Origin of the sequence: Falsiroseomonas bella (genome assembly GCF_003173615.1) — a bacterium.
In the GTDB taxonomy this organism is placed as follows: Bacteria; Pseudomonadota; Alphaproteobacteria; order Acetobacterales; family Acetobacteraceae; genus Falsiroseomonas; species Falsiroseomonas bella.
In genome coordinates this window covers 1,266,545-1,290,059 of record NZ_QGNA01000001.1, presented here as the reverse complement: position 1 = coordinate 1,290,059, position 23,515 = coordinate 1,266,545, and the positions used below count along the sequence as shown (strand labels likewise).

The 23,515-nt window shown below is 73.1% G+C and carries 19 protein-coding genes; 9 read left to right on the top strand and 10 right to left on the bottom strand.

Annotated features, from left to right (window positions below; all coding sequences use genetic code 11):
- Position 1: 1 nt before the first annotated feature.
- The 6 genes from DFH01_RS06045 to DFH01_RS06020 form a co-directional block, all read right to left on the bottom strand.
- Entirely contained in the window at positions 2 to 946 is a 945-nt protein-coding gene (locus tag DFH01_RS06045) for a carbohydrate ABC transporter permease (protein ID WP_332903266.1), read from the bottom strand.
- Positions 943 to 2,199, bottom strand: coding sequence for an ABC transporter substrate-binding protein (locus tag DFH01_RS06040; protein ID WP_109869429.1), 1,257 nt, complete (start codon positions 2,197 to 2,199; stop codon positions 943 to 945). The genes DFH01_RS06045 and DFH01_RS06040 overlap by 4 nt, the downstream gene beginning before the upstream one ends.
- 111 nt (positions 2,200 to 2,310) lie before the next feature.
- Positions 2,311 to 2,706 (bottom strand): (R)-mandelonitrile lyase, encoded by a 396-nt coding sequence (locus DFH01_RS06035; RefSeq protein ID WP_109869428.1) that lies wholly within the window; start codon positions 2,704 to 2,706, stop codon positions 2,311 to 2,313.
- A gap of 18 nt (positions 2,707 to 2,724) precedes the next feature.
- Positions 2,725 to 4,155 carry a metalloprotease TldD gene (gene tldD, locus DFH01_RS06030; RefSeq protein ID WP_109869427.1) on the bottom strand — a complete coding sequence of 477 codons (1,431 nt, stop codon included), beginning with the start codon at positions 4,153 to 4,155 and terminating at the stop codon, positions 2,725 to 2,727.
- Positions 4,156 to 4,182: 27 nt separating this feature from the next.
- On the bottom strand, positions 4,183 to 6,438 hold the full coding sequence (locus DFH01_RS06025) for a sensor histidine kinase (protein WP_109869426.1): 2,256 nt from the start codon (positions 6,436 to 6,438) through the stop codon (positions 4,183 to 4,185).
- Positions 6,435 to 7,517, bottom strand: coding sequence for a COX15/CtaA family protein (locus tag DFH01_RS06020; RefSeq protein ID WP_109869425.1), 1,083 nt, complete (start codon positions 7,515 to 7,517; stop codon positions 6,435 to 6,437). The genes DFH01_RS06025 and DFH01_RS06020 overlap by 4 nt, the downstream gene beginning before the upstream one ends.
- 119 nt (positions 7,518 to 7,636) lie before the next feature.
- Between DFH01_RS06020 and DFH01_RS06015 the strand changes: the two genes are divergently transcribed.
- Complete coding sequence (locus tag DFH01_RS06015; RefSeq protein WP_109869424.1) at positions 7,637 to 8,485, top strand: glycosyltransferase family 2 protein; 849 nt, start codon at positions 7,637 to 7,639, stop codon at positions 8,483 to 8,485.
- A gap of 172 nt (positions 8,486 to 8,657) precedes the next feature.
- Positions 8,658 to 9,362, top strand: coding sequence for a TVP38/TMEM64 family protein (locus DFH01_RS06010; RefSeq protein ID WP_109869962.1), 705 nt, complete (start codon positions 8,658 to 8,660; stop codon positions 9,360 to 9,362).
- Positions 9,363 to 9,378: 16 nt separating this feature from the next.
- On the opposite strand, the gene DFH01_RS28420 is transcribed toward DFH01_RS06010, so the two are convergent.
- Positions 9,379 to 9,630, bottom strand: coding sequence for a hypothetical protein (locus DFH01_RS28420; protein ID WP_109869423.1), 252 nt, complete (start codon positions 9,628 to 9,630; stop codon positions 9,379 to 9,381).
- Between the two features lie 136 nt (positions 9,631 to 9,766).
- Complete coding sequence (locus DFH01_RS06000; RefSeq protein WP_109869422.1) at positions 9,767 to 10,762, bottom strand: Bug family tripartite tricarboxylate transporter substrate binding protein; 996 nt, start codon at positions 10,760 to 10,762, stop codon at positions 9,767 to 9,769.
- Between the two features lie 108 nt (positions 10,763 to 10,870).
- Between DFH01_RS06000 and DFH01_RS05995 the strand changes: the two genes are divergently transcribed.
- The 3 genes from DFH01_RS05995 to DFH01_RS05985 are packed head-to-tail and all read left to right on the top strand — an operon-like array spanning position 10,871 to position 13,856.
- Entirely contained in the window at positions 10,871 to 12,073 is a 1,203-nt protein-coding gene (locus DFH01_RS05995; protein WP_109869421.1) for a CaiB/BaiF CoA transferase family protein, read from the top strand.
- Complete coding sequence (locus DFH01_RS05990; RefSeq protein ID WP_109869420.1) at positions 12,073 to 12,813, top strand: GntR family transcriptional regulator; 741 nt, start codon at positions 12,073 to 12,075, stop codon at positions 12,811 to 12,813. Before DFH01_RS05995 ends, DFH01_RS05990 begins: the two co-directional genes overlap by 1 nt.
- On the top strand, positions 12,813 to 13,856 hold the full coding sequence (locus tag DFH01_RS05985; protein ID WP_109869419.1) for a MaoC family dehydratase: 1,044 nt from the start codon (positions 12,813 to 12,815) through the stop codon (positions 13,854 to 13,856). Before DFH01_RS05990 ends, DFH01_RS05985 begins: the two co-directional genes overlap by 1 nt.
- Positions 13,857 to 13,864: 8 nt before the next feature.
- Here the strand turns inward: DFH01_RS05985 and DFH01_RS05980 are convergent, their stop codons facing one another.
- Together DFH01_RS05980 and DFH01_RS05975 are read right to left on the bottom strand one after the other, a co-directional pair.
- A complete protein-coding gene (locus DFH01_RS05980; protein ID WP_233255983.1) occupies positions 13,865 to 15,946 on the bottom strand; it encodes a YjbH domain-containing protein in 2,082 nt (693 codons plus the stop codon).
- Between the two features lie 187 nt (positions 15,947 to 16,133).
- Complete coding sequence (locus tag DFH01_RS05975) at positions 16,134 to 18,809, bottom strand: SLBB domain-containing protein (protein ID WP_233255982.1); 2,676 nt, start codon at positions 18,807 to 18,809, stop codon at positions 16,134 to 16,136.
- An 80-nt stretch (positions 18,810 to 18,889) separates the two neighbouring features.
- Between DFH01_RS05975 and DFH01_RS05970 the strand changes: the two genes are divergently transcribed.
- The 4 genes from DFH01_RS05970 to DFH01_RS05955 are packed head-to-tail and all read left to right on the top strand — an operon-like array spanning position 18,890 to position 23,384.
- Complete coding sequence (locus DFH01_RS05970; RefSeq protein WP_109869417.1) at positions 18,890 to 20,713, top strand: heparinase II/III domain-containing protein; 1,824 nt, start codon at positions 18,890 to 18,892, stop codon at positions 20,711 to 20,713.
- The gene (locus DFH01_RS05965; protein ID WP_109869416.1) at positions 20,700 to 21,566 is read left to right on the top strand and encodes a hypothetical protein; all 867 of its coding nucleotides are present in this window, start codon (positions 20,700 to 20,702) and stop codon (positions 21,564 to 21,566) included. Before DFH01_RS05970 ends, DFH01_RS05965 begins: the two co-directional genes overlap by 14 nt.
- Positions 21,563 to 22,789, top strand: coding sequence for an O-antigen ligase family protein (locus DFH01_RS05960; RefSeq protein WP_109869415.1), 1,227 nt, complete (start codon positions 21,563 to 21,565; stop codon positions 22,787 to 22,789). The genes DFH01_RS05965 and DFH01_RS05960 overlap by 4 nt, the downstream gene beginning before the upstream one ends.
- Positions 22,782 to 23,384 (top strand): sugar transferase, encoded by a 603-nt coding sequence (locus DFH01_RS05955; protein ID WP_109869414.1) that lies wholly within the window; start codon positions 22,782 to 22,784, stop codon positions 23,382 to 23,384. The genes DFH01_RS05960 and DFH01_RS05955 overlap by 8 nt, the downstream gene beginning before the upstream one ends.
- The last annotated feature ends 131 nt before the right edge of the window (positions 23,385 to 23,515 follow it).

The window sequence follows — 23,515 nt, the reverse complement described above, 5'->3', positions numbered from 1 at the left end:
CTCAGCGCCCTGCCGTGTCGAAGCGCACGCGGCCGGCCACGATGATCAGCGCCGCGGAGGCGGCGACCACCAGCGCGAGGAAGGTGGCGGCGGCGGAGCCCATGCCGACATCCTGGAAATCCACCAGCTGCTGCCGCGCATAGACCGACATGGAGGCGGTGGAGGGGCTGTTGCCGGTCAGCACATACATCAGGTCGAAGACGCGCAGCGCATCCAGCGCGCGGAACAGCACGGCCACCATGAGCGCCGGCCGGATCAGCGGCAGGGTGATGCGGACGAAGATGCCGACCGGCCCGAGCCCGTCGATCCGTGCCGCCTCATAGACGTCGCGCGGCACCAGCTGCAACGCGGCCAGGATCAGCAGCGCCATGAAGGGCGTGGTCTTCCAGACGTCCACCGCCACCACCGACCACAGCGCCAGCGAGGGATCGGCCACCCAGGCCCAGGGCGTCGCGATGACGCCGAGGGAGAGCAGCACCGCGTTGATGACGCCGTACTGGTCGTGCAGCATCCAACCCCACATCTGCGCCGAGACGACGGTCGGGATCGCCCAGGGGATCAGCATCGCCGCGCGCAGCGGCCCGCGCCCGCGCAGCCGCGCATTGAGCGTCAGCGCGATCACCAGGCCGAGCAGGGTCTCGATGGCGACCGACGCCGTGGCGAAGATCAGCGTGTTGCGCACCGCCGCCCACCAGTCGGGATCGCTGGCCAGGAAGGCGAAGTTCTGCGCGCCCACCAACTCATGGAAGGCGATGTCGAACAGCGTCGCATCGGTGAAGGCGAAATAGACCGTGCGGAGCAGCGGCCAGCCGGCGACCAGCGCCAGCACCAGCAGCATCGGCGACAGGAACAGCCAGGCGGTGCGCCGCCGGCGCCGCTGCATGCCCGAGATCGCGTTGCGGGCGCGCGGCGCCGCGACGGGCGCCGCTTGCGCGGCCGCGCTCACCAGCGGCCGGCCCGGCCGATCCGCTGCAGGCTGCGCGCCAGATCCGCGAGAGCCTCGGCCGGTTCCGCCTGCCCCGCCAGCGCCTTGTGGACCGCCGCCGCGAATTCGGCGGAGACGCGGTTGTAGCGCGCCCCGGTGACGCCAGAAGGGCGCGCGACCGCGCTGCGCAGCGTCGGCACCAAATCACGGAAGAAGGGGTTCGGTGCCAGCAACTCCTCGTCTTCGTAGAGGGCGACAATGCTCGGCGTGAAGCCGCCCGCGATGGCGCGCCGCTTCTGCTCGGCCGGGCTGGTCAGGTAGCGCACCAGGTCCACCGCCTCATCGGGGTGCTTCGTGTAGCGCGAGACGGCGAGCTGCTCCCCGCCGAGCCCCGCCGCATGGACGCCGCCCGGCACGTCGCCGCGCGGCAGCACGGCCACGCCGACCTTGCCGCGGACCGGGCTGTCCTCGGCGTTCAGCAGCGGCCAGGCATAGGGCCAGTTGCGCATGAACACGGCGTTGCCGGACTGGAAGACGCCGCGCGATTCCTCCTCGGCGTAGTTCAGCACGCCGAGCGGCGTGATGGCCTCGATCCAGGAGCGCGCGAGCGCCAGCGCCTGCGCCGCGCGCGGGTTGTCCACCGAGACCTTGCCGTCCGGCTCCACGATGCGGCCGGCGGCGTGGCTCGCAAGCCATTCGATGCCGTTGACCGTCAGTCCCTCATAGGCGCGGCCCTGGAAGACATGGCCCCACATCTGCGCGTTGCCGCGCTCGCGTTCCGCCTGCATCACCGCGCGCGCGGTCTCGGTCAGCGCCTGCCAGGTCTCCGGCACGTCGCGCCCCGCCGCCTCCAGCAGGTCGCGGCGGTAATAGAGCAGGCCGGCATTCACGAACCACGGGATCGCGACCAGTCGGCCGTCCACGGTGTTGTTGCGCACCACCTCCTCGAAATGGCCGGCGACGTCGATGCGGCCCGAGAGGTCGAGCAGATGGTTCGCCAGGATGCCCGGCCAGACCACATCCACCTGGAACACGTCGATATCCGGCGAACGCGCCGCCAGGAGCTGCTGGTACAATGCCAGCCGCTCCGTGCCGCTGTTCGGCGTCGAGACCAGCCGCACCTCGTTGCCGCTCTGCTGCGCCCAGGCCTCGGCGCCCTCGCGGCAGAGCCGCGCCTCGATGCCGAGCGCGCTGCAGGAGATAGAGATGGTAACCTGCGCGCGCGGGGTGCCGGGCACCAGCATGCAGAGGGCGGCCAGCACGCCGCCGAACATTGCAGCCCATCCTTGCCGCATGCGCGTCCTCCCTTCCGTCGCCACGTCGTATTGGCGTCGGATGCGGAACGCCTTGCCAGTCGAAGGGCTGAGTCCCGCACGGAGTCGTGATCAGCGCCGGTACTCGGCCTCGCTCACCGGCTCGAGCCATTCGACCGTCTTGCCGTCGAGTCTTTCCTGGATGGCGATATGGGTCATGCCCGTGGTCGGCGAGGCGCCATGCCAGTGCTTCTCGCCCGGCGGGAACCACACGACGTCGCCCGGCCGGATCTCCTCGACGTGGCCGCCTTCCCGCTGCGCCCAGCCGAGCCCCGCGGTGACGATGATGGTCTGGCCGAGCGGATGGGTGTGCCAGGCGGTGCGCGCACCGGGCTCGAAGGTGACGCTCGCGCCGGCCACGCGGGCCGGGTCGGCGGCCTCGAACAGGGGGTCGATGCGCACGGCCCCGGTGAAATACTCGGCCGGCCCCTTGCCGGATGGGCGCGAGCCGGCCCGCCTGATGTCCATGCGCGTCTCTCCCGGGCGCTACATCGCCGTCCCGCCGATGGTCAGCCCCGTCATCTTCAGCGTCGGCTGGCCCACGCCCACCGGCACGCCCTGCCCCTGCTTGCCACAGGTGCCGATGCCGGGATCGAGCCCCATGTCGTTGCCGACCATCGCCACCTTGGTCAGCGCGTCGGGCCCGTTGCCGATCAGCGTCGCGCCCTTCACCGGCGCGCCGAGCTTTCCGTTCTCGATCAGGTAAGCCTCGCTCGCGCTGAACACGAACTTGCCCGAGGTGATGTCCACCTGCCCGCCGCCGAAGTTCAGGGCGTAGATCCCACGCTTCACACTGGAGAGAATCTCTTCCGGCGCATGCGCGCCGCCGAGCATCACGGTGTTGGTCATGCGCGGCATCGGGATATGCGCGTGGCTCTGGCGCCGCCCGTTGCCGGTGGGGTTCACGCCCATCAGCCGGGCATTCTGCCGGTCCTGCAGGAAGCCCACCAGGATGCCGTCCTCGATCAGCACGGTGCGGCCGGAGGGCGTGCCCTCGTCGTCCACCGTGATGCTGCCGCGGCGATCGGGAAGGGTGCCGTCATCCACCACCGTCACGCCGGGCGAGGCGATGCGCTGGCCAAGCAGCCCGGCGAAGGCGCTGGTCTTCTTGCGGTTGAAATCGCCTTCCAGCCCGTGGCCGATCGCCTCATGCAGCAGGATGCCGGGCCAGCCAGGACCCAGCACCACCTCCATCTCCCCGGCGGGGGCTGGAACGCTATCGAGATTGACCAGCGCCTGGCGCAGCGCCTCGTCCACCGCGGCCTTCCAGCTTCCCTCGCCCAGCACGCGGTCATAGGCGAAGCGGCCGCCGGTGCCGAAGCTGCCGGTCTCGCGGCGGCCATTCGCCTCCACCACCACGGCGACGTTCATGCGCACCAGCGGGCGAAGATCGGCCACGCGCCGTCCGTCGGGGCGCAGGATCTGCACCGCCTGCCACTCGCCGGTGATGCTCGCCATCACCTGCTTCACGCGGCTGTCCTTCGCGCGCGCATAGGCGTCGATCTCCTGCAGCAGCGCGGTCTTGGCGGCGAAGTCCATCGCGCTCAGCGGGTTCAGCTCGGAATAGAGCTGGCGGTTGGTGCTGCGCGGGGCGACATCCAGCGTGCCGGAATGCCCCGCCGCCACGGCCTTCACCGTCTCCGCCGCGCGGGCCAGCGCTGCCTCGGACAGTTCCGCCGCATGCGCATAGCCCGCCGCCTCTCCGGCCACGCTGCGCAGGCCGAAGCCGCGCGTCGCGTCGAAGGAGGCGCTGCGGATGCGGCCGTCCTCCAGGCTGATCGCCTCGCTCTCCCGGTGTTCCAGGAACAGCTCGCCATCTTCCGCGCCGCGCGCGGCCTCGGCGGTCAGCCGCTCGGCGGCCGCGCGATCCAGCGTGGAGAAGAACAGCGTGTCGGTGGCGGCAAGCGCGTCGGTCACGTGGTGGTCCTTACGCAGGAAGGAGTTTCAGCCCGGCACGGCGCCGGCCGTCTCGGTCACGTCCTCGGATATGGTGAGGAGGCGGTCGGCAGGGAAGCGCAGCACCGCGACTGTGCCGGGTCCGGGCGGCTGCTCGAGGGTGAGCGCGCCGCCGAGGGCGATGGTCAGCGTCCGCGCCAGATGCAGGCCGAGGCCAGAGCCCGGGAACTGGCGCGAGAGCGAATTGTCCAGCTGGGTGAAGGGCTCGAACATCCGCTCCCGCTCCTCGGGCGGGATGCCGATGCCGGTGTCGGCAACCCGGATCACCAGCGCCTCGCCCTCCAGCCCGGCGGAGACGGTGATGCTGCCGCCGGTCGGCGTGAATTTCAGCGCGTTGGACAGCAGCTTGTCGAGCACCTGGCGCAAGCGCCGCGCATCGCCGCGCAGGGCGGGCAGGCGCTCGCCGAACTCGGCGGCCAGGCGCAGCCCCCTGGTCTTCGCCATCGGCATGGCGGCGGCGATGGCGCTCGCGATCACCTCGGCAGAGCAGATCGGCAGGTCGGCGACAGTCAGCGCGTCGGCCTGGCTGCGCGCGACGTCGAGGATGTCGTCCACCAGCTGCAGCAGGTGGCGCCCGGCCTCGTTCATCATCTCCGCGTATTCGCGGGCGCGGGACAGGTCGTGCTCCCGGCCCATCGCCTCGGACAGGCCGATCACCACGTTCAGCGGCGTGCGCAGCTCGTGGCTCATGGTGGCGAGGAACCGCGTCTTCGCCTCCGAAGCCGCCTCGGCCAGCGCACGCGCCCTTTCGAGCTCGGCGCGGATCGCGCGGTCCTCCGTCACGTCGCTGTAGGTGATCACGAAGCCGCCGTCGGGCGTCGGCTCGGAGACGGTGTCGAGCACCCGGCCATCCGGGCAGTCGCGCGTGTAGCGCAGCGGCCGGCTGCGGTCGTAGCCCTTCATCCGCGCCGCCTGCTCCGCCGTGACCTGTCCGCGCGCGACCTGCTCGTCCAGCAGCTCGTCCATGCTGCGGCCGGGCAGCAGCCGGTCGCGCGGAATCCCCGTCATCTCCGCCGTCTTCGCGTTCGCGGCGAGCAGGCGGCGATCCGGCCCGTAGAGGATGATGCCGTGGCGGATCGTGCCGAGCATCGCCGCCTGCAGGGCCGCGCGCTGGCGCAGTTCCTGCTGCGCTTCATGCAGCGCGGTGACGTCGGTGACGACGGAGATGTGGCCGCCATCTGGCAGCGGCGCGCCGCGGATCGAGATGGCGGTGCCGTTGCGGCGGTGCCGCACGCGCTCCCCCATCGGGCCGTTCGGGCCGAAGGGATTCGCCAGGACGTCAGCAGCGTAGTCCGCGCTGAACTCGCCTTCCGCGATGCGCCGCGCGGCGATGTCCTCGATGTGCTCGCCGATCGCCAGGGGCGAGCCCGCCATGATGCAGCGATAGGCGTCGTTGACCATCGCCACGCGACGGTCGGGGCCATAGACGCAGACGCCGTGCGGCAGCGCGGCCAGGATGCCGTCGAGCAGCGCGGCGCGGCGGCGGGCCTCGTCCTCGGCCGCCTTCAACGCGCTGATGTCGGTCGCTTCCACCTGGCAGCCGCCGTCGCTGGTCGGGCGCACGTCGAAGCGCAGCACCTTGCCCGAAGGGCGCCGGCGCTCGCGCGTTGCGGCGACCACGCGGTCCCGCTCCAGGATCGCGAGCACCTCCTCCGCCTCCTCGTTGCCGGAGAACTGGCCGTGCCGCTCCAGCAGCGCGACGAGCTCGCGATGGGTCATCCCGGGGCGCACGGCCCCGCCGGGCAGGCCCGCCAGCGCCTCATAGGCGGCGTTGTGGAAGCTGACGCGCATCGCCGGGTCGAAGCGCATGAGCCCGCTGCGCAGCTCGGCCAGCGTGCTCTCCAGCAGGCGTGCGCGCGCGGCCTGCTCCTCCCGCGCATGCACCAGCGCCGTCACGTCATGGCCGACATTCACGAAGCCGCCCTCGGGCAGCGGCACGGAGAGGATCTCGACGGCGCGCGAGCCCTCGGCCTGCGTCACCAGCCGCCGCGTCGGCCGGCTGCGGTCGATCGCGAGCACCGCCTCCACCTGCGCTTGCGGGTCGCCAGGGCCGTAGAGCCCCCGATAGGCGAGGCGCTGCACCAGCACCCGCACCGGGCTGCCGAGCGGGCAGGCCGCCGGCGGCAGGTCCAGCGCGCGCCAGAAGGCTGCGTTGGCAAATGCAAAGCGGCCCTCGGCGTCGATCGCGCTGATCGCATGCGGCAGCGAATCCAGAACGCGCTGCGCGAAGGCCATGTCGGTCATGGGGCGCGGCGCGCGGGACGCAGGGCGTGCAGCGCGACCAGCCCCGCCGTGAGCACGAGAACCGCCGTCGCCTGGTGCAGCGTGCCGAGCGAGACCGGCACGACCCAGAGCAGGGTCGCCACGCCGAGCCCGTATTGCAGCGCAACCGCGGCGCCGAGCCCGAGCACGGCCCGCCGCGCGTGGCCGGACGGCAGGCGCCGCACCGCCAGGGCGACCGCAGCGAGGGCGGCCAGGCCCGCGAGTGTCGCAAGCACCCGGTGATTGAACTGCACGGTCATGAGATTTGCCGTCAGGTTCCGCCACCACGGATCGAGCGAGAGCAGGCCGGATGGCACCAGCGCGCCGTCCATCAGCGGAAAGGTGTTCCAGGTGAAGCCGGCCCGCGTGCCGGCGACGAAGCCGCCCGCAAGCATCGCCGCCACCACCGCCCAGAAGGTGACGCGCACCGCCGCGCGCACCGGCCGGGCCGTGTCCGGGGCATCACGCTCCGGCCGCAGCAGGCCGAGCGCGGTCCAGAGCAGCGCGCCATAGATCACCAGCGCCAGGCCGAGATGGATCACCAGCCGATAGGGCGCGACGGCCGTGCGGTCCGCCTCGAAGCCGGAGGCGACCATGTACCACCCGACGCCGCCCTGCAGCCCGCCCAGCGCCAGCAGCAGCAGCAGCCGCGGCTTGTAGCCCGAGGGGATCCGCCCGCGCAGCCAGAACCAGGCCAGCCCCGCGGCATAGGCAAGGCCGATCAGCCGCCCCCATTGCCGGTGGATCCATTCCAGCCAGAAGATCTCCTTGAAGCCCTCCAGCCCGAAGCCCTGGTTGACCAGCGCGTATTGCGGGATGGTGCGGTAGAGATCGTAGAGCCGCTGCCATTCCGCCTCGGTCAGCGGCGGCAGCGCACCGGACAGCGGCGCCCATTCCATGATGGAGAGCCCCGAGCCCGTCAGGCGCGTCGCCCCGCCGATCGCCACCATCATCCAGACCAGCCCGGCGACGCCGAGCAGCCAGAATGCGACGGCGCGCGCATCCCGGCGGGCGGGGCGCTCGGATTCGGGAAGGGTGAGCGGGCGAAGATCGAAGGGCATTGCCCCCCATAATAGGGTCGCTTGCGCCACCCGCCCACATCCAAGGGGCCGTGTTCCGCGTCTGGCACCCCCGCCCGGCCTGCTTGCCCGGCCGCTGGCCCCCTGCTACCCCGCCGCGCATGGCCCCCGACCTCTCTCCGGGGCCGGACCGGCCCGCCAGCGCCGACCCGGCGCCGGTCGTGCCCCGCGCCGATGCCCCGGTCGCGATCGCCGAGGATTCCGCCGCATCCGGCACCGGCGCACCGCCCCTGCTCTCCGTCGTCATCCCGATGCGCAACGAGGCGCCGAACGTGCTGCCGCTGCTCGAGGAGATCGCGGCGGCGCTGGACGGCACGCGCTACGAGGTGGTGTGCGTCGACGACGGCTCCACCGACGAGACCGCGCGGCGCTTGGCGGAGGCGACGCTGCGCTTCCCCCTTGTGGCGCTGCGCCACGCCGCGTCCTGCGGCCAGTCGGCGGCGGTGATCAGCGGCGTGCGGGCGGCGCGTGGTGCCTGGATCGCCACGCTCGACGGCGACGGGCAGAACGACCCGGCGGACATCCCCCGCCTCTGGGCGCGCGCCCGCGCCGAGGTCGCCGGCGGCGTGCCCGCGCTGGTCGCCGGGCATCGCGTCAGCCGGAAGGACAGCGGCGTGAAGCGCGTGACCAGCCGCATCGCCAACGCGATCCGCGCCAGGCTGCTGGGCGACGCCACGCCCGACACCGGCTGCGGGCTGAAGGTCTTCCCGCGCGCCCTGTTCCTGGACCTGCCGCGCTTCGACCACATGCACCGCTACCTGCCCGCGCTGGTGCTGCGCCAGGGCGCGCGCGTGGTGAGCGAGCCGGTGAACCATCGCCCGCGCCTGCGGGGGGCATCCAACTACGGCACGCTGGACCGGCTGATCGTCAGCCTGTCCGACCTGCTCGGCGTGATCTGGCTGCAGCGCCGCTGGAAGCGCCCGGCGGCCGAGCCCATCCCGCCGCCGTGACGCCGAGTCCCGCGGATCGTAACCGATCCGCCATCAAGCGTCGGCGCGCGCCTCCGCGCGCTTGGCTTCGCGCCACGTCGTGCCGAGGGCACGCCTCCGGCATGACGCGCGGCGCCCATTCGGGCGCTCGCCCGCCCGCGGCGAGCGCAGGTCACGCTCCATGGGATCCGGCATGACTCCTGGCTCGGCGCCGCGTTCAGGGCGCTGGCGGTCGCTGGGCAAGCTGCTGCTGCTGGCGGCGGGGCTGGTGGCGGGCGGGGCGCTGCTGCGTGAGATGGGCGGCGTGCCTGGCACGGACTGGGTGGACGCCTCGATCCGCGACGAGGGTCTGTGGGGCGAGCTGGTCTTCGTGGCGGTCGGCGCCGCCATCACCGCGGCCGGTGTGCCGCGGCAGTCGGTGGCCTTCCTCGGCGGCTATGCCTTCGGTGTGGTGCTCGGCACCGGGCTGGCGATGGCGGCGCAGCTGCTGGGCTGCGTGGCCAGCTATGGCTGGGCCAGGCTGCTCGGCCGCGACTGGGCGGAGCGGCGGCTGCGCGGCCGGTTCGGACACCGGCTGCGGCCGCTGCGCGACATCCTGGCGGCGAACCCCTTCGGCACCACGCTGGCGCTGCGCCTGCTGCCGGTCGGCAGCAATATCGGGCTGAACCTGCTGGCCGGGATGGCGGCGCTGCGGCTGCTGCCCTTCCTCGCCGGATCGGCGCTGGGCTACCTGCCGCAGACCGTGGTCTTCGCGCTGCTCGGCAAAGGCATCCGGGTCGAGGGCGCGTGGCAGCTCGCCCTTGCGGCCGTGCTGCTCGCCATCTCCATCGGCATCGGCCTGTGGCTGCTGCAGCGGCACCGGGCCGGCCGGACGCTGGACGCGGACGGCGCGCCGTAGCGCCGCCCGGCCAGCTTCAGCGCGTCGGAGCCGGAACTGGCGCCGGGGCGGGCGCGCCCGCGGGCGGCGGCGCCAGGGCGCCCGGCGGCGGCGCGGGCTCCACACGCGGCCAGAACAGCCACAGCACCAGCAACACCAGCAGGATCACCAGCGCCGCGCCGCCCCACCCCCAGGTGGAGCGGCGGCGATAATACGGCGCGGTGCCGAGCGGCCCGGCCGGCGGCAAGCTGGTCTTCGCGGGGTCGTAGGGATCGGGGTTGGTGGCCATGGATCGCCCTCCCGCCACCGCCACACGGCGATGGTCTGAGCGGGCAACGCCGGGTCATGGAGAGGGATGCGCGGCCGCAGCGCGGTTCAGGCTCGCCACGATGCAACGTGAACGGGCCCCGCGGCGGGCACGCCTCTCAATTCGTCGTCGGGATCTTCGCCTCGCGCACCACGCGCTGCCAGCGCGCGGCATCGGCGCGGATGTAGTCGGCGAACTGCTCCGGCGAGCTCGGCGGGAACAGCTCCAGCGCCTGCGCGGCGAAGCGCTGCGTGAGCGCCGGATCGGCCAGCGCCTCGTTCACCACGGTGTTCAGTCGCTCGACCACGGCGCGTGGCGTGCCGCGCGCGGCGAGAATGCCGGTCCAGCCGACGGATTCGAAGCCGGTCAGGCGGGCATCGCCCGATTCCGCAAGCGTCGGCACCTCCGGCGCGAAGGCCGAGCGCCGCGCTGAGGACACCGCGATCGGCTTCACCCGCCCGCCCCGCGCCTGAGCCAGCGAGGAGGTCATGCCGTCGAACATCAGCGGCACGCGTCCGGCATTCACATCCATCAGCGCCTGTCCGCTGCCGCGATAGGTCACGCCCTCGAACTCCAGGCCGAGGCTGATGCGGAACAGCTCCGCCGTCAGGTGGCTCAGCGTGCCGGGGCCGACATTGGCGAAGTTGTGCTTGCCCGGATTCGCGCGCAGCTCCGCGATCACCCCGGCCAGGTCGCCCGCCGGAAATTCGGGCGCGGCAACCAGCATCATCCCGGTCCAGCCGACCAGCGCGACGGGCATCAGGTCGCGCTCCACGTCATAGGGCAGGTTGTGGTTGAGCGCCGGCACGATCGTCAGCGGCGAGAGTGAGGTGACGAGCAGCGTGTAGCCGTCCGGCGGCGCCTGCAGCACGGCCTGGATGCCGATGGCGCCGGACCCGCCGGCGCGGTTGTCCACCACGACGGGCTGGCCCAGCCGCTTCGAGAGTTCCTCGCCCATCACGCGCGCGGTGATGTCGCCGGCATTGCCTGCGGGGAAGGGCACGATCAGGCGGATCGGGCGCGTCGGCCAGGCCTGCGCGCGTGCACCGCCCGCCGCCATCGCGCCCAGCGCGGCCAGACCCGCCGCGCGGCGCGTGATCCTCGCTGCCGACATGCACTTCCTCCCTCCGCCCGGCCGCCTGCTTGCGCCGGGATCTTTCGCGGTCAATTGTTATGACAAGTCACCGGGCCCCGCAACGCGTTCCGTACCGGAGGAGAGATCATGCTGCCCCTGCTCGAAGGCGTGCGCATCCTGTCGGTCGAGCAGTATGGCGCGGGGCCCTTCGGGACGCAGTTCCTCGCCGATCTCGGCGCCGAGGTGATCAAGATCGAGAACCCGACGGATGGCGGCGACATGGCCCGCGGCGTCGGCCCGCACTTCCTGCCCGAGATGCCGGAGACGGCGCGGAGCGTCTTCTTCCAGGGGCTCAACCGCGGCAAGCGCAGCGTCACCCTCGATCTCGGCCGCGCGGAGGGGCGTGCGGCCTTCGCGCGGCTGGCCGCGAAGGCGGATGCGGTGGCGACCAACCTGCGCGGCGACGTGCCGAAGGCGCTCGGCCTCGATCACGCGGCGCTCGCCGAGGTCAATCCGCGCATCGTCTGCGCGCATCTCTCGGGCTATGGCCGCGACGGCGAGCGCGCCAAATGGCCCGGCTACGACTACCTGATGCAGGCCGAGGCCGGGATCTTCCACCTGACGGGCGATCCCGCCGGCGCGCCCTCCCGCATGGGCCTTTCGGTGATCGACCTGATGACGGGCGTGGTGCTCGGCCTCGCGCTGGTCTCGGGCGTGATGCGGGCGCGTGCGACGGGCCAGGGGATGGATGTGGATGTCAGCCTGTTCGACCTGGCGCTGTTCGACCTGAACTACATCGCGCATTGGTACCTGAACGCCGGCGCGGTCACCACGCGGCTGCCGCGCTCGGCGCATCCCTCGCTCGTGCCCTGCCAGGCGTATCGCACGCGCGACGGCTGGATCTACCTGATGTGCAACAAGGAGAAGTTCTGGCCCCTGCTCTGCGAGAAGATGGGCGTGCCGGAGCTCGGCCGCGATCCGCGCTATGCCCGCTTCCCCGACCGCCTGCGCGCGCGCGACGAATTGACGGAGCTGCTGGACGGCCTGCTCTCGCAACGCACCACCGCCGAATGGCTCGCGGCCTTCGGCGGCGCGATCCCCGCCGCGCCGATCCACGACGTGGCGCAGGCGCTGGAGAATCCGTTCATCCACGCGCGCGGCATGGTCGAGACGCTGCGCAGCGCCGAGGGCGCGGAAGTGACGCTGCTGGCGAACCCGGTGCGCAGCAGCGTCGCCGCGCGGCCCTCCTCGCCCGCGCCGGTGCTCGGCGCGGACACCGAGGCGGTGCTGGCAGAGGCCGGCTTCGACGCGGCGGAGATCGCAGCGTTGCGGAATGCCGGCGTCGTGTGATGCCGACCCGCTGGCAGGCGATCGCGCAGGCTCTGGCCGAGCGCATCCGCGCCGGCGATCCGCCGGTGGGCGCGCTGCTGCCGGGCGAGCACGCGCTCTGCGCCACCTTCGGCGCCAGCCGCATCACGCTGCGCCACGCGCTTGCGGAGCTCGAGCGGCGCGGCATGGTGAGCCGCCGCCGCGGCGCGGGCACGCGCGTGGAAGCGACCGAGGCACGCGACCTCTATGTGCACGACGCCAGCAGCGTGGACGAGGTGCTGCGCTTCACCACGGATCTCTCCTTCCGCCTGCTGTCGCGCAGCCAGGCGCCGGCCGATGCCGAAGCCGCCAGGGAATTCGGCGTGGCGACCGGCGCGAGGATCGTCACCCTGCGCGCCCTGCGCTGCGGAACGGGCGGGCTGCCGGTGTGCCTTTCCGTCCATCGCCTGCCCGCCACGCTGGCGAAGGCGGCAGCGCCGCTCGATGACTTTTCCGGCTCGCTCGCCACACGCCTGGCGCGCGCCAACGGCGAAGCCATCGAGGCGATCCGCCAGAGCCTGGAAGCGGTAGCCCTGCCGCCAGAGGATGCCGCGACGCTGCAGGCGCCGCCGGGTGGCGCGGCGCTGCTGACGCGGCGTGTGTATCTCGGCCGATCCGGGCGCGTCCTGCTCGCCAGCCGAAGCCTGTTTCCCGCCGGACGCTACGTGCACACCGCCTCGCTGCGCCGCGCCGGCCTGCCTGACCTGGGAGAAACCACCTGATGCCCGGCTTCTACTACCCCATCGGCCCGCAGCGCTGGCGCGAGCATTGGGGCCTGCCCCTCGAATCCTTCGCGCCGGGCATGCGCTTCCGCCACCGCCCGGGCATCACCCTCTCGCAACGCGACAACGTCGAGGAAGCGCTCGACACCTTCAACGCCGCGATGCTGCACTACGATGCGCATTACGCCGAGCAGACGACGTGGAAGCGCCCGCTGATGGTCTCCACCGCCACGGTGCAGCGCGTGGTCGGCATGGCGAACAAGACCTATGGCGACCGCGCCGCAATCCTCAACTTCGACAGCATCACGCTCTCCGCGCCGCTGTTCGGCGGCGACACCATCTATGCCGAGAGCGAGGTGCTGGCGGTGGATGCCGGCGGCACCGGGCCGACCGGCGCCGTCACCGTGGAGTTCCGCTGCGTGAAGCCGGACGGGGCGGTGGTGGCCAAGCTGCGCGGTACGCTCGCGATCCATCGCCGCGGCGCCGCGCCCGATGCGCCGCAAGGCGAGGCCGATCCGGATCCGCGCTTCTCCGGCTATCGCACGGAAGCCGACGGCACGCTGACCGAGCAGGTCGGCCTCTTCTTCGAGGATTTCCGTGAAGGCGACAGCTTCCTCCACGCGCCGCGCCGCAGCTTCCACGCGCATGAATGCGTGGAATACGGCCGCCGCGCCTTCGACACCGATCCGCGCACCCAGGACCTGGACTGGATCGCGCGCCACGGCGCGGGGCGCATGAAGGTGCCCGAGACCTTCGTCATCGGCGCCGCCGCCGCGCTCTCCACCCGCAGCTTCGGGCGCGTCGTCGCCAATCTCGGCTGGACGGAGATCCGCCTGCCGCATCCGGTGCATGCCGGCGACACGGTGCAGGCGGAATCGTGCGTGCTGGGCAAACGCGATTCGAAGTCGCGCCCGCATGAGGGAATCCTGAGCGTGCAGACCGAGGCGCGCGACATGCAGGGGCGCATCGTCGTCTCCTATCGGCGCGACCTGCTGGTCTATCGCCGCGACGCGCCCACGCCCTACGCCGCCGCGGGTTACTAGGCCCGCGGTCAGCGCAGGAACCCGCGAAACCCTTCCTCGAAGGCCGCCGCGCGGCCTTCGCGCGTGATCTCCCACAGCGGGTTGTCCACCGCCAGGCGCTGCCCGCCGTCGCGCTGCACGCCGCGGATGATCGCGCTCGCCACGTTGCGGGTCGCGATGCCGAACAGCTCGAGTGGCACGCGCACATAGATGCCGCGATCGAAGCTGCCCTCGCCGAAGGTGGAGAAGGGCACGTCGGTGAAGGTGGCGAAGCCGCCCACCTCGATGCCGCTGTCGAAGCGCCGCCCGATCTCGACCGTGCCGCCCCAGTCGCCGGCCAGGTAGCGTCCGCCGCGCAGCACCGCATACATCCCGTACCAGGGCAGGTCGGCGTAGAGCGACACATGCCCGGTGGTCACGTTGTAGCCCAGCGTGCCGAGGCCCCCGTCGAAGTCGCGCTGCACCACCTGCGCGATGTCCACGCCGAGCGCGTAGGGCTTGTCGTAGGGCCGCCACAGCAGCTCGGCCGAGACGCCGGTGAACATCGGCTCCAGCACGCCTGCCGTCACCCGCGCGAAGATGTCGCGCGCCGGCGCCCAGATGCGCTCTGCATAGAGCGCGGGGATCGCCGTGCTGCCGCCCTGGGCGTAACGCGCATAGTCGCTGCGCACATGCGGCAGCAGGCTGTCCGACGGCGGCGCACCGTCCAGGTTGCCCATGATCGCGAGCGAGACACTGCCGGCCAGCGCGAAGCCGTGCCCGAGCTCGACCCGCCCGCCCGCCACGGCGGCGGCCTGCCAGCGCAGCGTGCGGCTCGGATCGCCGAGGATCGTCTGCAGGCGCGGCTCGACGCCCCAGGTGAAGCCTGGCCCGCCATCCATGCGGCCAAATTCGTCCGCGCCGGCGGGGTCGAGCTGCGTCACGTAGAACAGCTCCTCCGCGCTGCCATGGCCGCGCGCTGCGGCCTCGAAGGCGGCGCGCGGAATGGCAAGCCGCGCGATCTCCACACCCGCATGCCGCCACGAGAGCACGACAAGCTGCACCTCCGCCGGCAGGAAGGGCTGCACCGCGCGCATCACGCGGCCGGCTGCCTGCGCCAAGGTGCGCTGCGATCCGCCCGCCACCGCGATGCGCGCCTCCGCGCCCGCGATCCCCACCGCGACCGGCCGGAAGCCCGCCGCGCGCAACGCATCCCGCGCCGCCTGCTCGGGATCGGGCAGCGGCGCGAGCGGCCGCGCCGAGAGGGCCGGTGGCGAAGGCTGCTCCACCTCCGGCGGGTTCGCCGGATCGAAGCGCGCCGAGAGCCGCACCACGAAATCCGTGCCGTAGAGCCAGCCCGCGCCGATATCGAGCCAGCCATTTGACCATTGCAGCCCGTAATTCACCCGGCTGCGCGCATAGCCCCGGAGGTCCGTGGTATTCGCCGGATAGCCGCCGCGCTCGTCGCGCAGCGCATCGCCCGAAAACTCCACCTTCGCGCGGATGCCCTCCACACTGCCGAGCGGCGTCCAGAGCGGCGGCAGCGAATACTCCAGCCCGCCGAACAGCGACGCAGTCTCGCCGCGGAAATAGGTGCCCGGCCCGAGCAGCCCGCCCTCGCCCACATCGCGATCCCGCTGCTCGAAGCGCGGCGAAATCAGCGTGAGCGGGTTCTGCATGTCGTTGTAGGTGCCGAGCCGCCCCCAGCCCACGCCCGCCGTCACGTCGAGCGGCCCGAACCGCTTCGACGCGACGATGTACTCGCCGCCATAGATGCCCGTGCCGATGAAGTCCTGCAGCCCGATCGCCACCGCCGGCCAGACATCATCCTCCTCGATCAGGCGGATCTTCACATCGAAGGAGCGGTCGCTCGTCATCCCGCGCCCGGTCGTGCCGTCGAGCCGCTCGGCGATGCGGAAGGTGGTCTCCAGCCAGGGCAGCGCCTGGAAATTCACGAACCACAAGCGCCGCTGATGCCGCAACGACGTCCCCGCCTCCAGCGTCCCATCCGGCCGGAACCGCGCATTGCGCATCTCGAGCAGACCCACGCCACCGAGATCCGACCCGGTGCCGGGCACCTCCTGCGGCAAGGCGGGCGTCGCGGCGAGAAGTGCGATGAGGGTGAGCGCCACGGGGGCTCCGCCCCCGCGCCCCCGCCGGGGAGCTTGAAGCTCCCCGGACCCCGACATCAGTTTATGCCCGGAAGGGAGGGGGGCACTTCGGCCCCCCTCCCTTCCGGGCATGAAGCGAATGCAGGTCCAGGAGCCTCAGGCTCCTGGTGGGGGGTGCAGGGGGGCGAAGCCCCCCTGGGCGCATACCTCACTGCAATTCGCGCGCGATCACAGCCAGGGCCGCGGAGGAGATCGTCACCTGGCTCAGGATCGCGGTGAGGTCGCGGATCAGCCCGCGCGTTTCGAAGGGCGAGGGGTCTTGCGGCACGACCACCAGGCTGCCGGGCGGCACGGGCGGCCCGCCGCTCTGCCAGCCGGACATGCCGGCGGGTGCCGACTGGCCGTTCGGCAGCACGACGAAGGCGCGGGATGTGTCGGCGAAGCGTTGCGTGCCGCCGGCCGCGCGCACGTAGTCGCTGGCGCGCCAGCCGGAGACGAATTGCAGGCTGCCCGCGTTCAGCACGGCGCCGACGACGGTGACCTCGTTCGGCCGCTTCGGGATGACGATCAGGTCGCCGGGCTCCAGCAGCACGTCGAGCTCGGGGCGGGCGGCGAGAACGACCGGGTTCGCCTCCACCACCATGCGTCCCGCGGCCTGTGCCTGGCGCAGCGTGTTCGCCAGTTCGCGGCCGGCGGTCACCAGCCCGCCGAGATCCACGCGCTGCTGCCCGAAGCCGCCAGCATTCGCCTGGCCCGCGGCGACGGAGAGCAAAGACGATTCCAGATCGCGCGCCGTGCGCTCGAAGCCCTGCTGCTGGCGGGTGCGCACGCTTTCGCGCGTGAAGACCGCGCCGAAGGCATAGGCCTGCGAGGTGAGCCCGCCGGAGCGCGCCAGCAATTCGGAGAGTCGCTCGCCGCGACGGATGTCGTAGACGCCGGGCCGCAGCACCTCGCCGACCAGGGTCACGGGCCCCGTCTCGCGGTCGGTGAAGCCGCGCGGCACGCGCACCACGTCGCGCGGCGAAAGGCGCACGGCCCGGAAGTTGCGGCTGCGCAGGTCGAGCAGCGTGCGTGTCAGCGGGATCGCGCCGCTCTGGTCGTTCGGCTCGCGCGCGAGCTCCACGGCCGAGAGATCCGCGCCATCCGTCACGCCGCCCGCGGCGGCGAGGACGAGGTCAAGGCCCGTGTCGTTCAGGATCGGGAACAGGCCCGGCTGCTTCACCTCGCCGGCGACGAGCACGGCGGTATCCAGCAGGAAGGCCAGCAGCGGCGGGTAGTCGAGGAACACCTGCGGACAGGTCGGCGTGCCGATGTCGGGGAAGCCCGCGCCGCGCGCGAAGGCGAAGCGCGCCGGCGCCGATCGCGCGGCGATGGCCAGTTGCGACAGCGCGGGGCAGGCATCCTCGGGCGGCGCCTCGCCGCGCAGCGCGCGCTGCACGGGCGGGCTGGCAAGGAAGGCGATGTCGGCATTGCCGAGCACGATCACCTCGTCGCCTTCCTGCAGACCGGTATTGGCGCCGCCCTGCATCACGCGCGCGAGGTCGAAGGGCACGAATTGCCGCACCCGCGTGCGCGGATCGAGCCGCAGCACCACGCCGAGCCGCGGATAGGGATCGGGCTTCAGCAGCCGCGGATCGGCCAGCAGCGCCCGCAGCGTGCCGCCGCGCGCCGCCGCACGCGTGACGGGCGCGGAGACATGCCCGGCGAGCCGCAGCTGATTCGCCACCACGTCGGCGCCGGGCTGCACCAGCACCGAATCGCCGCGACGCACCACGCCGCCCGCGCCGAGCTCGGTGAAGGAGCGCCGGCCTGCGCCGTCCGTGCCCTGCACCAGCAGCCGGTTCCCGGCCGGCCGCAGCGGATCGCCTGCCAGGCCGAGCATGGTGGTCACGGACGCCGAGGTCGCGCCGGCGGGAAGTTCGTAGATGCCGGGCCGCGTGACCTCCCCGGCCACGGCGACGACACCGCCGAGCGCCGGCACCAGGATGCGGTCGCCTTCGCGCAGCCGGATGTCAGGGTCGCCCGGCGCGCCGGCGATGACGGTGTAGAGGTCCAACACGCGGCGCCCGCCCGGCCCCTCGATGCGGATGGCGCGGAGCGAGCCGGTCTTGCGCACGCCGCCCGCGAGCTGCAGCGCGTCGAGCACGGTGGCGAGCGCGTTCAGCGGCTGCATCCCCGGCCGCATCACCTCCCCGCCCACGAAGATCGCCATCTGCCGGACCTGGCCGATGGAGAGGAACAGCTCGGTCCCCGGCATGTCGCGCGCCACCCGCGCCTCGAGATCGGCGCGCAGTTCGCGAAGGGTGCGTCCGGCTGCGGGGATGGGCGGAAAGTCGGGCGCCAGGATGGTGCCGTCGCGCAGGACGCGCAGCGTCAGCGTGGCGCGGGTGCGGCCCCGCAGCGCCAGTACCAGCTCGTCGTCGCGCCCGACCAGGTAGTCGTCGGGCAGCGCGCCGATCACCGGCGTGGCGGCGGGCCCTTCGCGGAAGCTGTCATAGCCGAACTGGCGCAGCGGCATGCCGAGGCGTTCCGCGAAGAAGGCCTCGGTGTGGGACAGCGGCTCGGCATTCGCCTGCCAGGCGGGCGGCGGAAGCTGCGGCGCGTAGCGCTGCGTCGGCGCGGCGGCCGCCGGGGCGGCGGGGGCGGGCAGCGGCCCGGCCGGCGGGGGCGTGCGGCCGCCGGCGGCATCCAGGATGCGCTGCAGGATCTCCTGCTGCGTCGCGGCCGGCAGCTGCGGCAGCGGCAGGCCGCCGGGCAGAGTCGGCGGCAGCGGCGGCGGTGCGAGCGTGGAGCCGCCCGGAGTGGCCGGTGCGGTGGGCGGGGTGGCGGCCGTCTGGGCAAGCGCCGGCATGGCCGCGGAGAGGGCCAGCACAAGCGACAGCATCCGCAACAGCCCTGGTATCAACCGAAGAATGAAATGTTGCTGCATGATTCACGACCTGCTGTAGCATAGGCAGGCCATCCATGTTCGACCAAGTCACAACTTCAGCGGGTGTTGACGCCCAGGTTGAGGCCACTCTGGCGCCGTCACCCGGCGCGGATGCGCGCTGGCTCGCGGCCGATGCGGCCTGGCGCCTGGGTCTGCGCCCAGTGGCGTGCCGCGCGGTCGACCACGTGGCGCGGCGGCTCGGCGTGGCGCGGCGGCGCCTGCGCGACCGTGTCGTGCCGAAGCCGCCCTTCCTGCCGCCCCATGCGCCGCCGCCGCCCGCCTTGCCCGCCGACGTGGCCGCGCGCGTGCTGGCCGCCGCCGCGGCCCTGCCCGAAAGGCCGGACTGGCATGGCGGCTTCGATCCGCGGGCGCATGCGCTGGATCTCGTCCTGCATCGGGGCGCCGGCGCGCGCCCGGTGTGGGAAGCCAGCCGCCTCGCCGCGCTGCCCCTGCTGGCGCAGGCGGCGCGCATCGCGCCCGAAGCGGGCCATCTGGCGCGCGCCGAATCGCTGCTGCGCGACTGGTGCCGCGCCAACCCGCCCTTCCGCGGGGTCGCCTGGGCCTGCGGGCAGGAGGCCGCCTTCCGTGCGCTGCACCTGGCGCTGGCGCTCGCGCTGCTCGATGCCGACCGCGATCCGCCGCAGGGCGCGCGCGACCTGCTCGGCCTCTGCGCGGCGCGCATCGCCGCGACGCCGCTCTATGCGCTCGCGCAGGACAACAACCATCCGATCAGCGAGGCGGCCGGCGCCTTCGCCTGCGCGCTGCTGCGCGGCGAGGAGACGCGGCCGGCGGCAGCGCGCCTGGCGCGAGGCGTCGCGCGGCTGGTCGCGCCCGATGGCGGGTTCGCGCAGGTCTCCGCAGGCTATGCGCGGGTGCTGCTCGACACGCTCTCACTCGTGGAGTGGCTGCGGCGCCGGCACGGCGCGCCGCCCTTCCCGGCGCCGCTTGCCGAACGCGCGGCAGCCCTCGCGCGCTGGCTGCACGGGCTGGTGGAGCCGCGCACCGGCGCGACGCCGCCGCTCGGGCTGGAGGATGGGTCGGCTCTCGCAGATCTCGCGCTCCGCGGCCCCGGCGATGCGCGCGGCAGCGTGGAGCGCGCGGCGCGGCTGTTCTGCGCGGCCTCGGCCGATGCGCCGGATGATCCAGGCTGCGCCTGGCTCGGCCTGCCGCGTCCCGCCGCGACGCTGGAACGGCCCACAAGCTGGCGCGCTTCCGGCACCTCCGGCTGGCGCGCGGCCGGAAGCGTCGCGCTGCTGCGCACCGGGCCGCTGCGCTTTCGGCCCTTCCAGTGCGACCTGCTGCACCTCTCGCTGCGCGACGGCGCGGAGTGGATCATCCGCGACGGCGGCACCGGCAGCTACGACCCGCCCGAGGCGTGGTGGTGGGGTGCGCTTTCGGGTGGCGCCGCGCACAACGCGCCGGTCTTCGACGACGCAGAGCCGATGCCCCGCGCCGGCCGCTTCCTGCTCGCGCGCTGGCCCCGCATCACGGCCCTGCCCGACGGCGCCGCCGCGCAGGATTCGCGCGGCAACCGCACCGAACGCCGCATCGCGGTCGAGGGCCGCGTCTGGACCGTGCGCGACGTGGTCAGCGGCCCGTTCCGCACCGTCTCCTGGCATTGGCGCCTGCGCCCAGGGCCCTGGGCGCTGCGGGAGGACGGCGTCGCCAGCCCGCACGCGTGCCTTCGCATCCAGGCCGACGCGAAGGTGGCGCTCGATCTGATCCTGGGCTGGGAAAGCCCGGACTATGGCCGCATCCGCCGCGTGCCGGTGCTGCGCGTCAGCGCCGCGGCGCCGATCCGCCGCGTGACAACCACCATCGACCTCCCGGCCGAAGGACTCGCCGATGCCGCTGGATGACCTGCTGGCCGGCGTCTGGGCACGGCGCCTGCGCGTGGCGGTGATCGCGCTGCTGTTCTTCGCCGCGGGCGCCGCCACCATCCTGCTCTGGCCGCGCAGCTACGTGGCCGAGGCGACGGTGGCGCCGGCGGAGACCACGGGCATCGCGACATCCACCCTGCTCTCCGCCGCGCCGACCATCGGCGGCCTGCTCGACCCGCGCCCGACCGGCAACTTCGCGATCTATCTCGGCGCGCTGCGCTCGGTGGAGGCGGCGCGCGCGCTGGCGGCGGAGACCACGATTCTTGCCGACCTGACCGCCTGGCGCAGCGGTGGCCTGCGCGGCGAGCTCCGCGCCCTGCTCGGGCTGCGGCAGGACGCCGACCTGGACGACCTGCGGTCCTGGGTCGAACGCAATCTCGCCGTCACGCAGACCCTCGGCGCCGTCACCTGGACCATCTCTCTGGCGCATCCCGACCGCGAGCAGGCGCTGGCCCTGCTGCGGCGCCTGCACGCCTTCGCCGAGGCGAAGGTGCGCGCCGATCTCGAGCAGCTGGCGCGGCGACGCGTGGCCGCGCTGGAACAGCGGCTGAACCGGGAGAGCGATCTCTACATCCGCCAGTCGCTATATGAGCTGCTCGCGCAGAGCCAGCGCGCCGGCGTCGTCGCGGCGGCGGACGAGGCGGTGGCGGCGCGGCTCGTCTCCGCGCCGAGCGTCGGCATCCGGCCGAGCCTGCCGAACCGCCCGCTGCTGCTGCTTCTGCTGCTGGTCGCCGCGCCGCTGGCCTCGCTGGCGCTGGTCGCGGCCGGCGTGCTGCTGCGCCTGCCGCGCCGGCCCGCGTGCTTCGCCGCGCTGCCCGAACCGGCCGAATGATTTTCGACGCGCGCCCGGTGCTGGCTTTGCTGGCGGGGTGGCTGGCCGCGACGCTGCAGCTTGCGGGCGCGCTGAAGACCGCGCCGCCGCTCGCGGGGCTGCCCTTCGATCTCTCGCTCCTCGCCTTCGCCGCGCTGCTGCCGGTGCTTGCGGTGCTGGCCGCGACGGCGCGTTGGCGTCTCGACCCGGCGCTGGCCCTGCCGCTGGCCGCGGCTCTGGTGCTGCCGCTGTGGTGGGTGGTGGCGGGAAGCTGGACCGCATCCCGTGATGTCGCCTCCGACAAGCTGCCGGAGATCGTGCTGGCCGGCCCCGCGATGCTCGCGACCGGCCTGCTGGTCGGCGCGGAGCAAGCTGCGCGGCGCGGCCTCGTCGCGGCGTCGCTGCTGATCGGCCTGGCGCTCGCGTCGGTGATCCTGTGGCGCTTCGCGGGGGGATGGCAGGCGGCGCTCGATCCCGATGCGGGCAAGGTGCATCACCAGCTCGCCGGCCTCGCGCTCGCCATCGCCGCCGGCCTCGCCGCGTTGCGCGCGGTGGAATCGCGCAGCGCGTTGCGCGCCGTGTGCTGGCTGCTCGTCGTCGGTGCGCTTGCGGTGGCGGCGCTGCTGCCGGGCGGGCGCACGGCGCTGCTGGCGCTCGGCCTCGGCGTCGCCCTCGCGCCGGCGCTGCGGCTCTGGCTGGATGGTCGCCATGGTGCCTGCGGCACTTGGCTTTCGGCATGCCTCGCCGCCCTGCTGCTGTTCCTGCTGCTTCTCATGCTGCGGCCGGAAGAGGCCGAGGGGCTGCGCACGCTGGAACGGCTTTCCGGAGAGGCCGCGGGCCTCGAAGCGCGCCTCGGCCTCTGGGCGGCGGCGCTAGACTGGGCGGGACGCGCCGCGCCCTTCGGCCTAGGCGCCGGCGGCTTCACCATCGCGGCGGGTCATGGCGAGCGGCGCGGCCTCTACCCCCACAACCACGCGCTGGAGGCGCTGGCGGAAGCCGGCCTGCCCGGGCTGCTGCTGTGGCTCCTCGCCTTCGGCGGCGGGCTGCTCGCGGCGATCCGGCTGCTGCGGCGCGTGGCACCCGCGCGCGCCGCGCGCATCGCCGCGATGGTGCTGCCGGTGGCGCTGACCGTGATGGTCTCGACCGATCTCGGCAACCGCATGGCCTGGTTCGCGCTGGGGCTGGCGCTCAGCCTGGGCGTGGCCTCCGCGCCCGCCCACGCCGTGGCACCGCGCCATGTATGAGCGCTGGGGCAAGCGCGCCTTCGACATCGCGGGCGCGCTGACGCTGCTGGTCGCGACGGCGCCGGTCTTCCTCCTGGTGGCGCTGGCGGTGCGCTGGCGGCTCGGGGCGCCGGTACTCTTCGTGCAGCTGCGCGCCGGGCGCGGGGGACAGCCCTTCTCGCTCCTCAAGTTCCGTTCGATGCGCGCCGGGCCGGGCAGCGACGCGGAGCGGCTGGACCGCTTCGGCCGCGTGCTGCGCCTGACGGGGCTGGACGAGCTGCCGCAGCTGTTCAACGTGCTGCGCGGCGAGATGAGCCTGGTCGGGCCGCGGCCCCTTCCGCTCGACTACCTGCGCCACTATTCGGTGCGCCAGGCACGCATGCTGCGGGTGCGGCCGGGCATCGCGGGTCCTGGGGTCGCGGCCGGCCGGAACGCCGTGCCCTGGGCGGAGCGGGTGGAACTCGGCGTCGCCTATGCGACGGCGCGGCCGCGCCTCGGGCGCGACCTGGGGCTGATCCTGGGCACGCTGAAGGTCTGGGTGTCTGGCCGCGGGGCGACGGCGCCCGGCCATGCGACCATGCCGCCCTTCAGCGGCACGGGGCAACGGGACGGTTGAGTGGTTCGTTCCGGGCGCATTCAGGGCTTGCGCCGTTAACGAAATCTCAACCAAAATGCGAATTACAGACTCGGATGTGTCACCTTGTCGGTTCATGCCGCAACGCTGCCCGGGCCCACCCAGACCAGCGC

What these genes read in the sequence shown, in the direction of transcription:
- DFH01_RS06040 (WP_109869429.1), bottom strand. Translation starts at nt 2,199, where the DNA reads ATGTTCGGCGGCGTGCTGGCCGCCCTCTGCATGCTGGTGCCCGGCACC.
- DFH01_RS06035 (WP_109869428.1), bottom strand. Translation starts at nt 2,706, where the DNA reads ATGGACATCAGGCGGGCCGGCTCGCGCCCATCCGGCAAGGGGCCGGCC.
- DFH01_RS06025 (WP_109869426.1), bottom strand. Translation starts at nt 6,438, where the DNA reads ATGACCGACATGGCCTTCGCGCAGCGCGTTCTGGATTCGCTGCCGCAT.
- DFH01_RS06020 (WP_109869425.1), bottom strand. Translation starts at nt 7,517, where the DNA reads ATGCCCTTCGATCTTCGCCCGCTCACCCTTCCCGAATCCGAGCGCCCC.
- DFH01_RS06015 (WP_109869424.1), top strand. Translation starts at nt 7,637, where the DNA reads ATGGCCCCCGACCTCTCTCCGGGGCCGGACCGGCCCGCCAGCGCCGAC.
- DFH01_RS06010 (WP_109869962.1), top strand. Translation starts at nt 8,658, where the DNA reads ATGACTCCTGGCTCGGCGCCGCGTTCAGGGCGCTGGCGGTCGCTGGGC.
- DFH01_RS28420 (WP_109869423.1), bottom strand. Translation starts at nt 9,630, where the DNA reads ATGGCCACCAACCCCGATCCCTACGACCCCGCGAAGACCAGCTTGCCG.
- DFH01_RS06000 (WP_109869422.1), bottom strand. Translation starts at nt 10,762, where the DNA reads ATGTCGGCAGCGAGGATCACGCGCCGCGCGGCGGGTCTGGCCGCGCTG.
- DFH01_RS05995 (WP_109869421.1), top strand. Translation starts at nt 10,871, where the DNA reads ATGCTGCCCCTGCTCGAAGGCGTGCGCATCCTGTCGGTCGAGCAGTAT.
- DFH01_RS05990 (WP_109869420.1), top strand. Translation starts at nt 12,073, where the DNA reads ATGCCGACCCGCTGGCAGGCGATCGCGCAGGCTCTGGCCGAGCGCATC.
- DFH01_RS05985 (WP_109869419.1), top strand. Translation starts at nt 12,813, where the DNA reads ATGCCCGGCTTCTACTACCCCATCGGCCCGCAGCGCTGGCGCGAGCAT.
- DFH01_RS05975 (WP_233255982.1), bottom strand. Translation starts at nt 18,809, where the DNA reads ATGCTGTCGCTTGTGCTGGCCCTCTCCGCGGCCATGCCGGCGCTTGCC.
- DFH01_RS05970 (WP_109869417.1), top strand. Translation starts at nt 18,890, where the DNA reads ATGTTCGACCAAGTCACAACTTCAGCGGGTGTTGACGCCCAGGTTGAG.
- DFH01_RS05965 (WP_109869416.1), top strand. Translation starts at nt 20,700, where the DNA reads ATGCCGCTGGATGACCTGCTGGCCGGCGTCTGGGCACGGCGCCTGCGC.
- DFH01_RS05960 (WP_109869415.1), top strand. Translation starts at nt 21,563, where the DNA reads ATGATTTTCGACGCGCGCCCGGTGCTGGCTTTGCTGGCGGGGTGGCTG.
- DFH01_RS05955 (WP_109869414.1), top strand. Translation starts at nt 22,782, where the DNA reads ATGTATGAGCGCTGGGGCAAGCGCGCCTTCGACATCGCGGGCGCGCTG.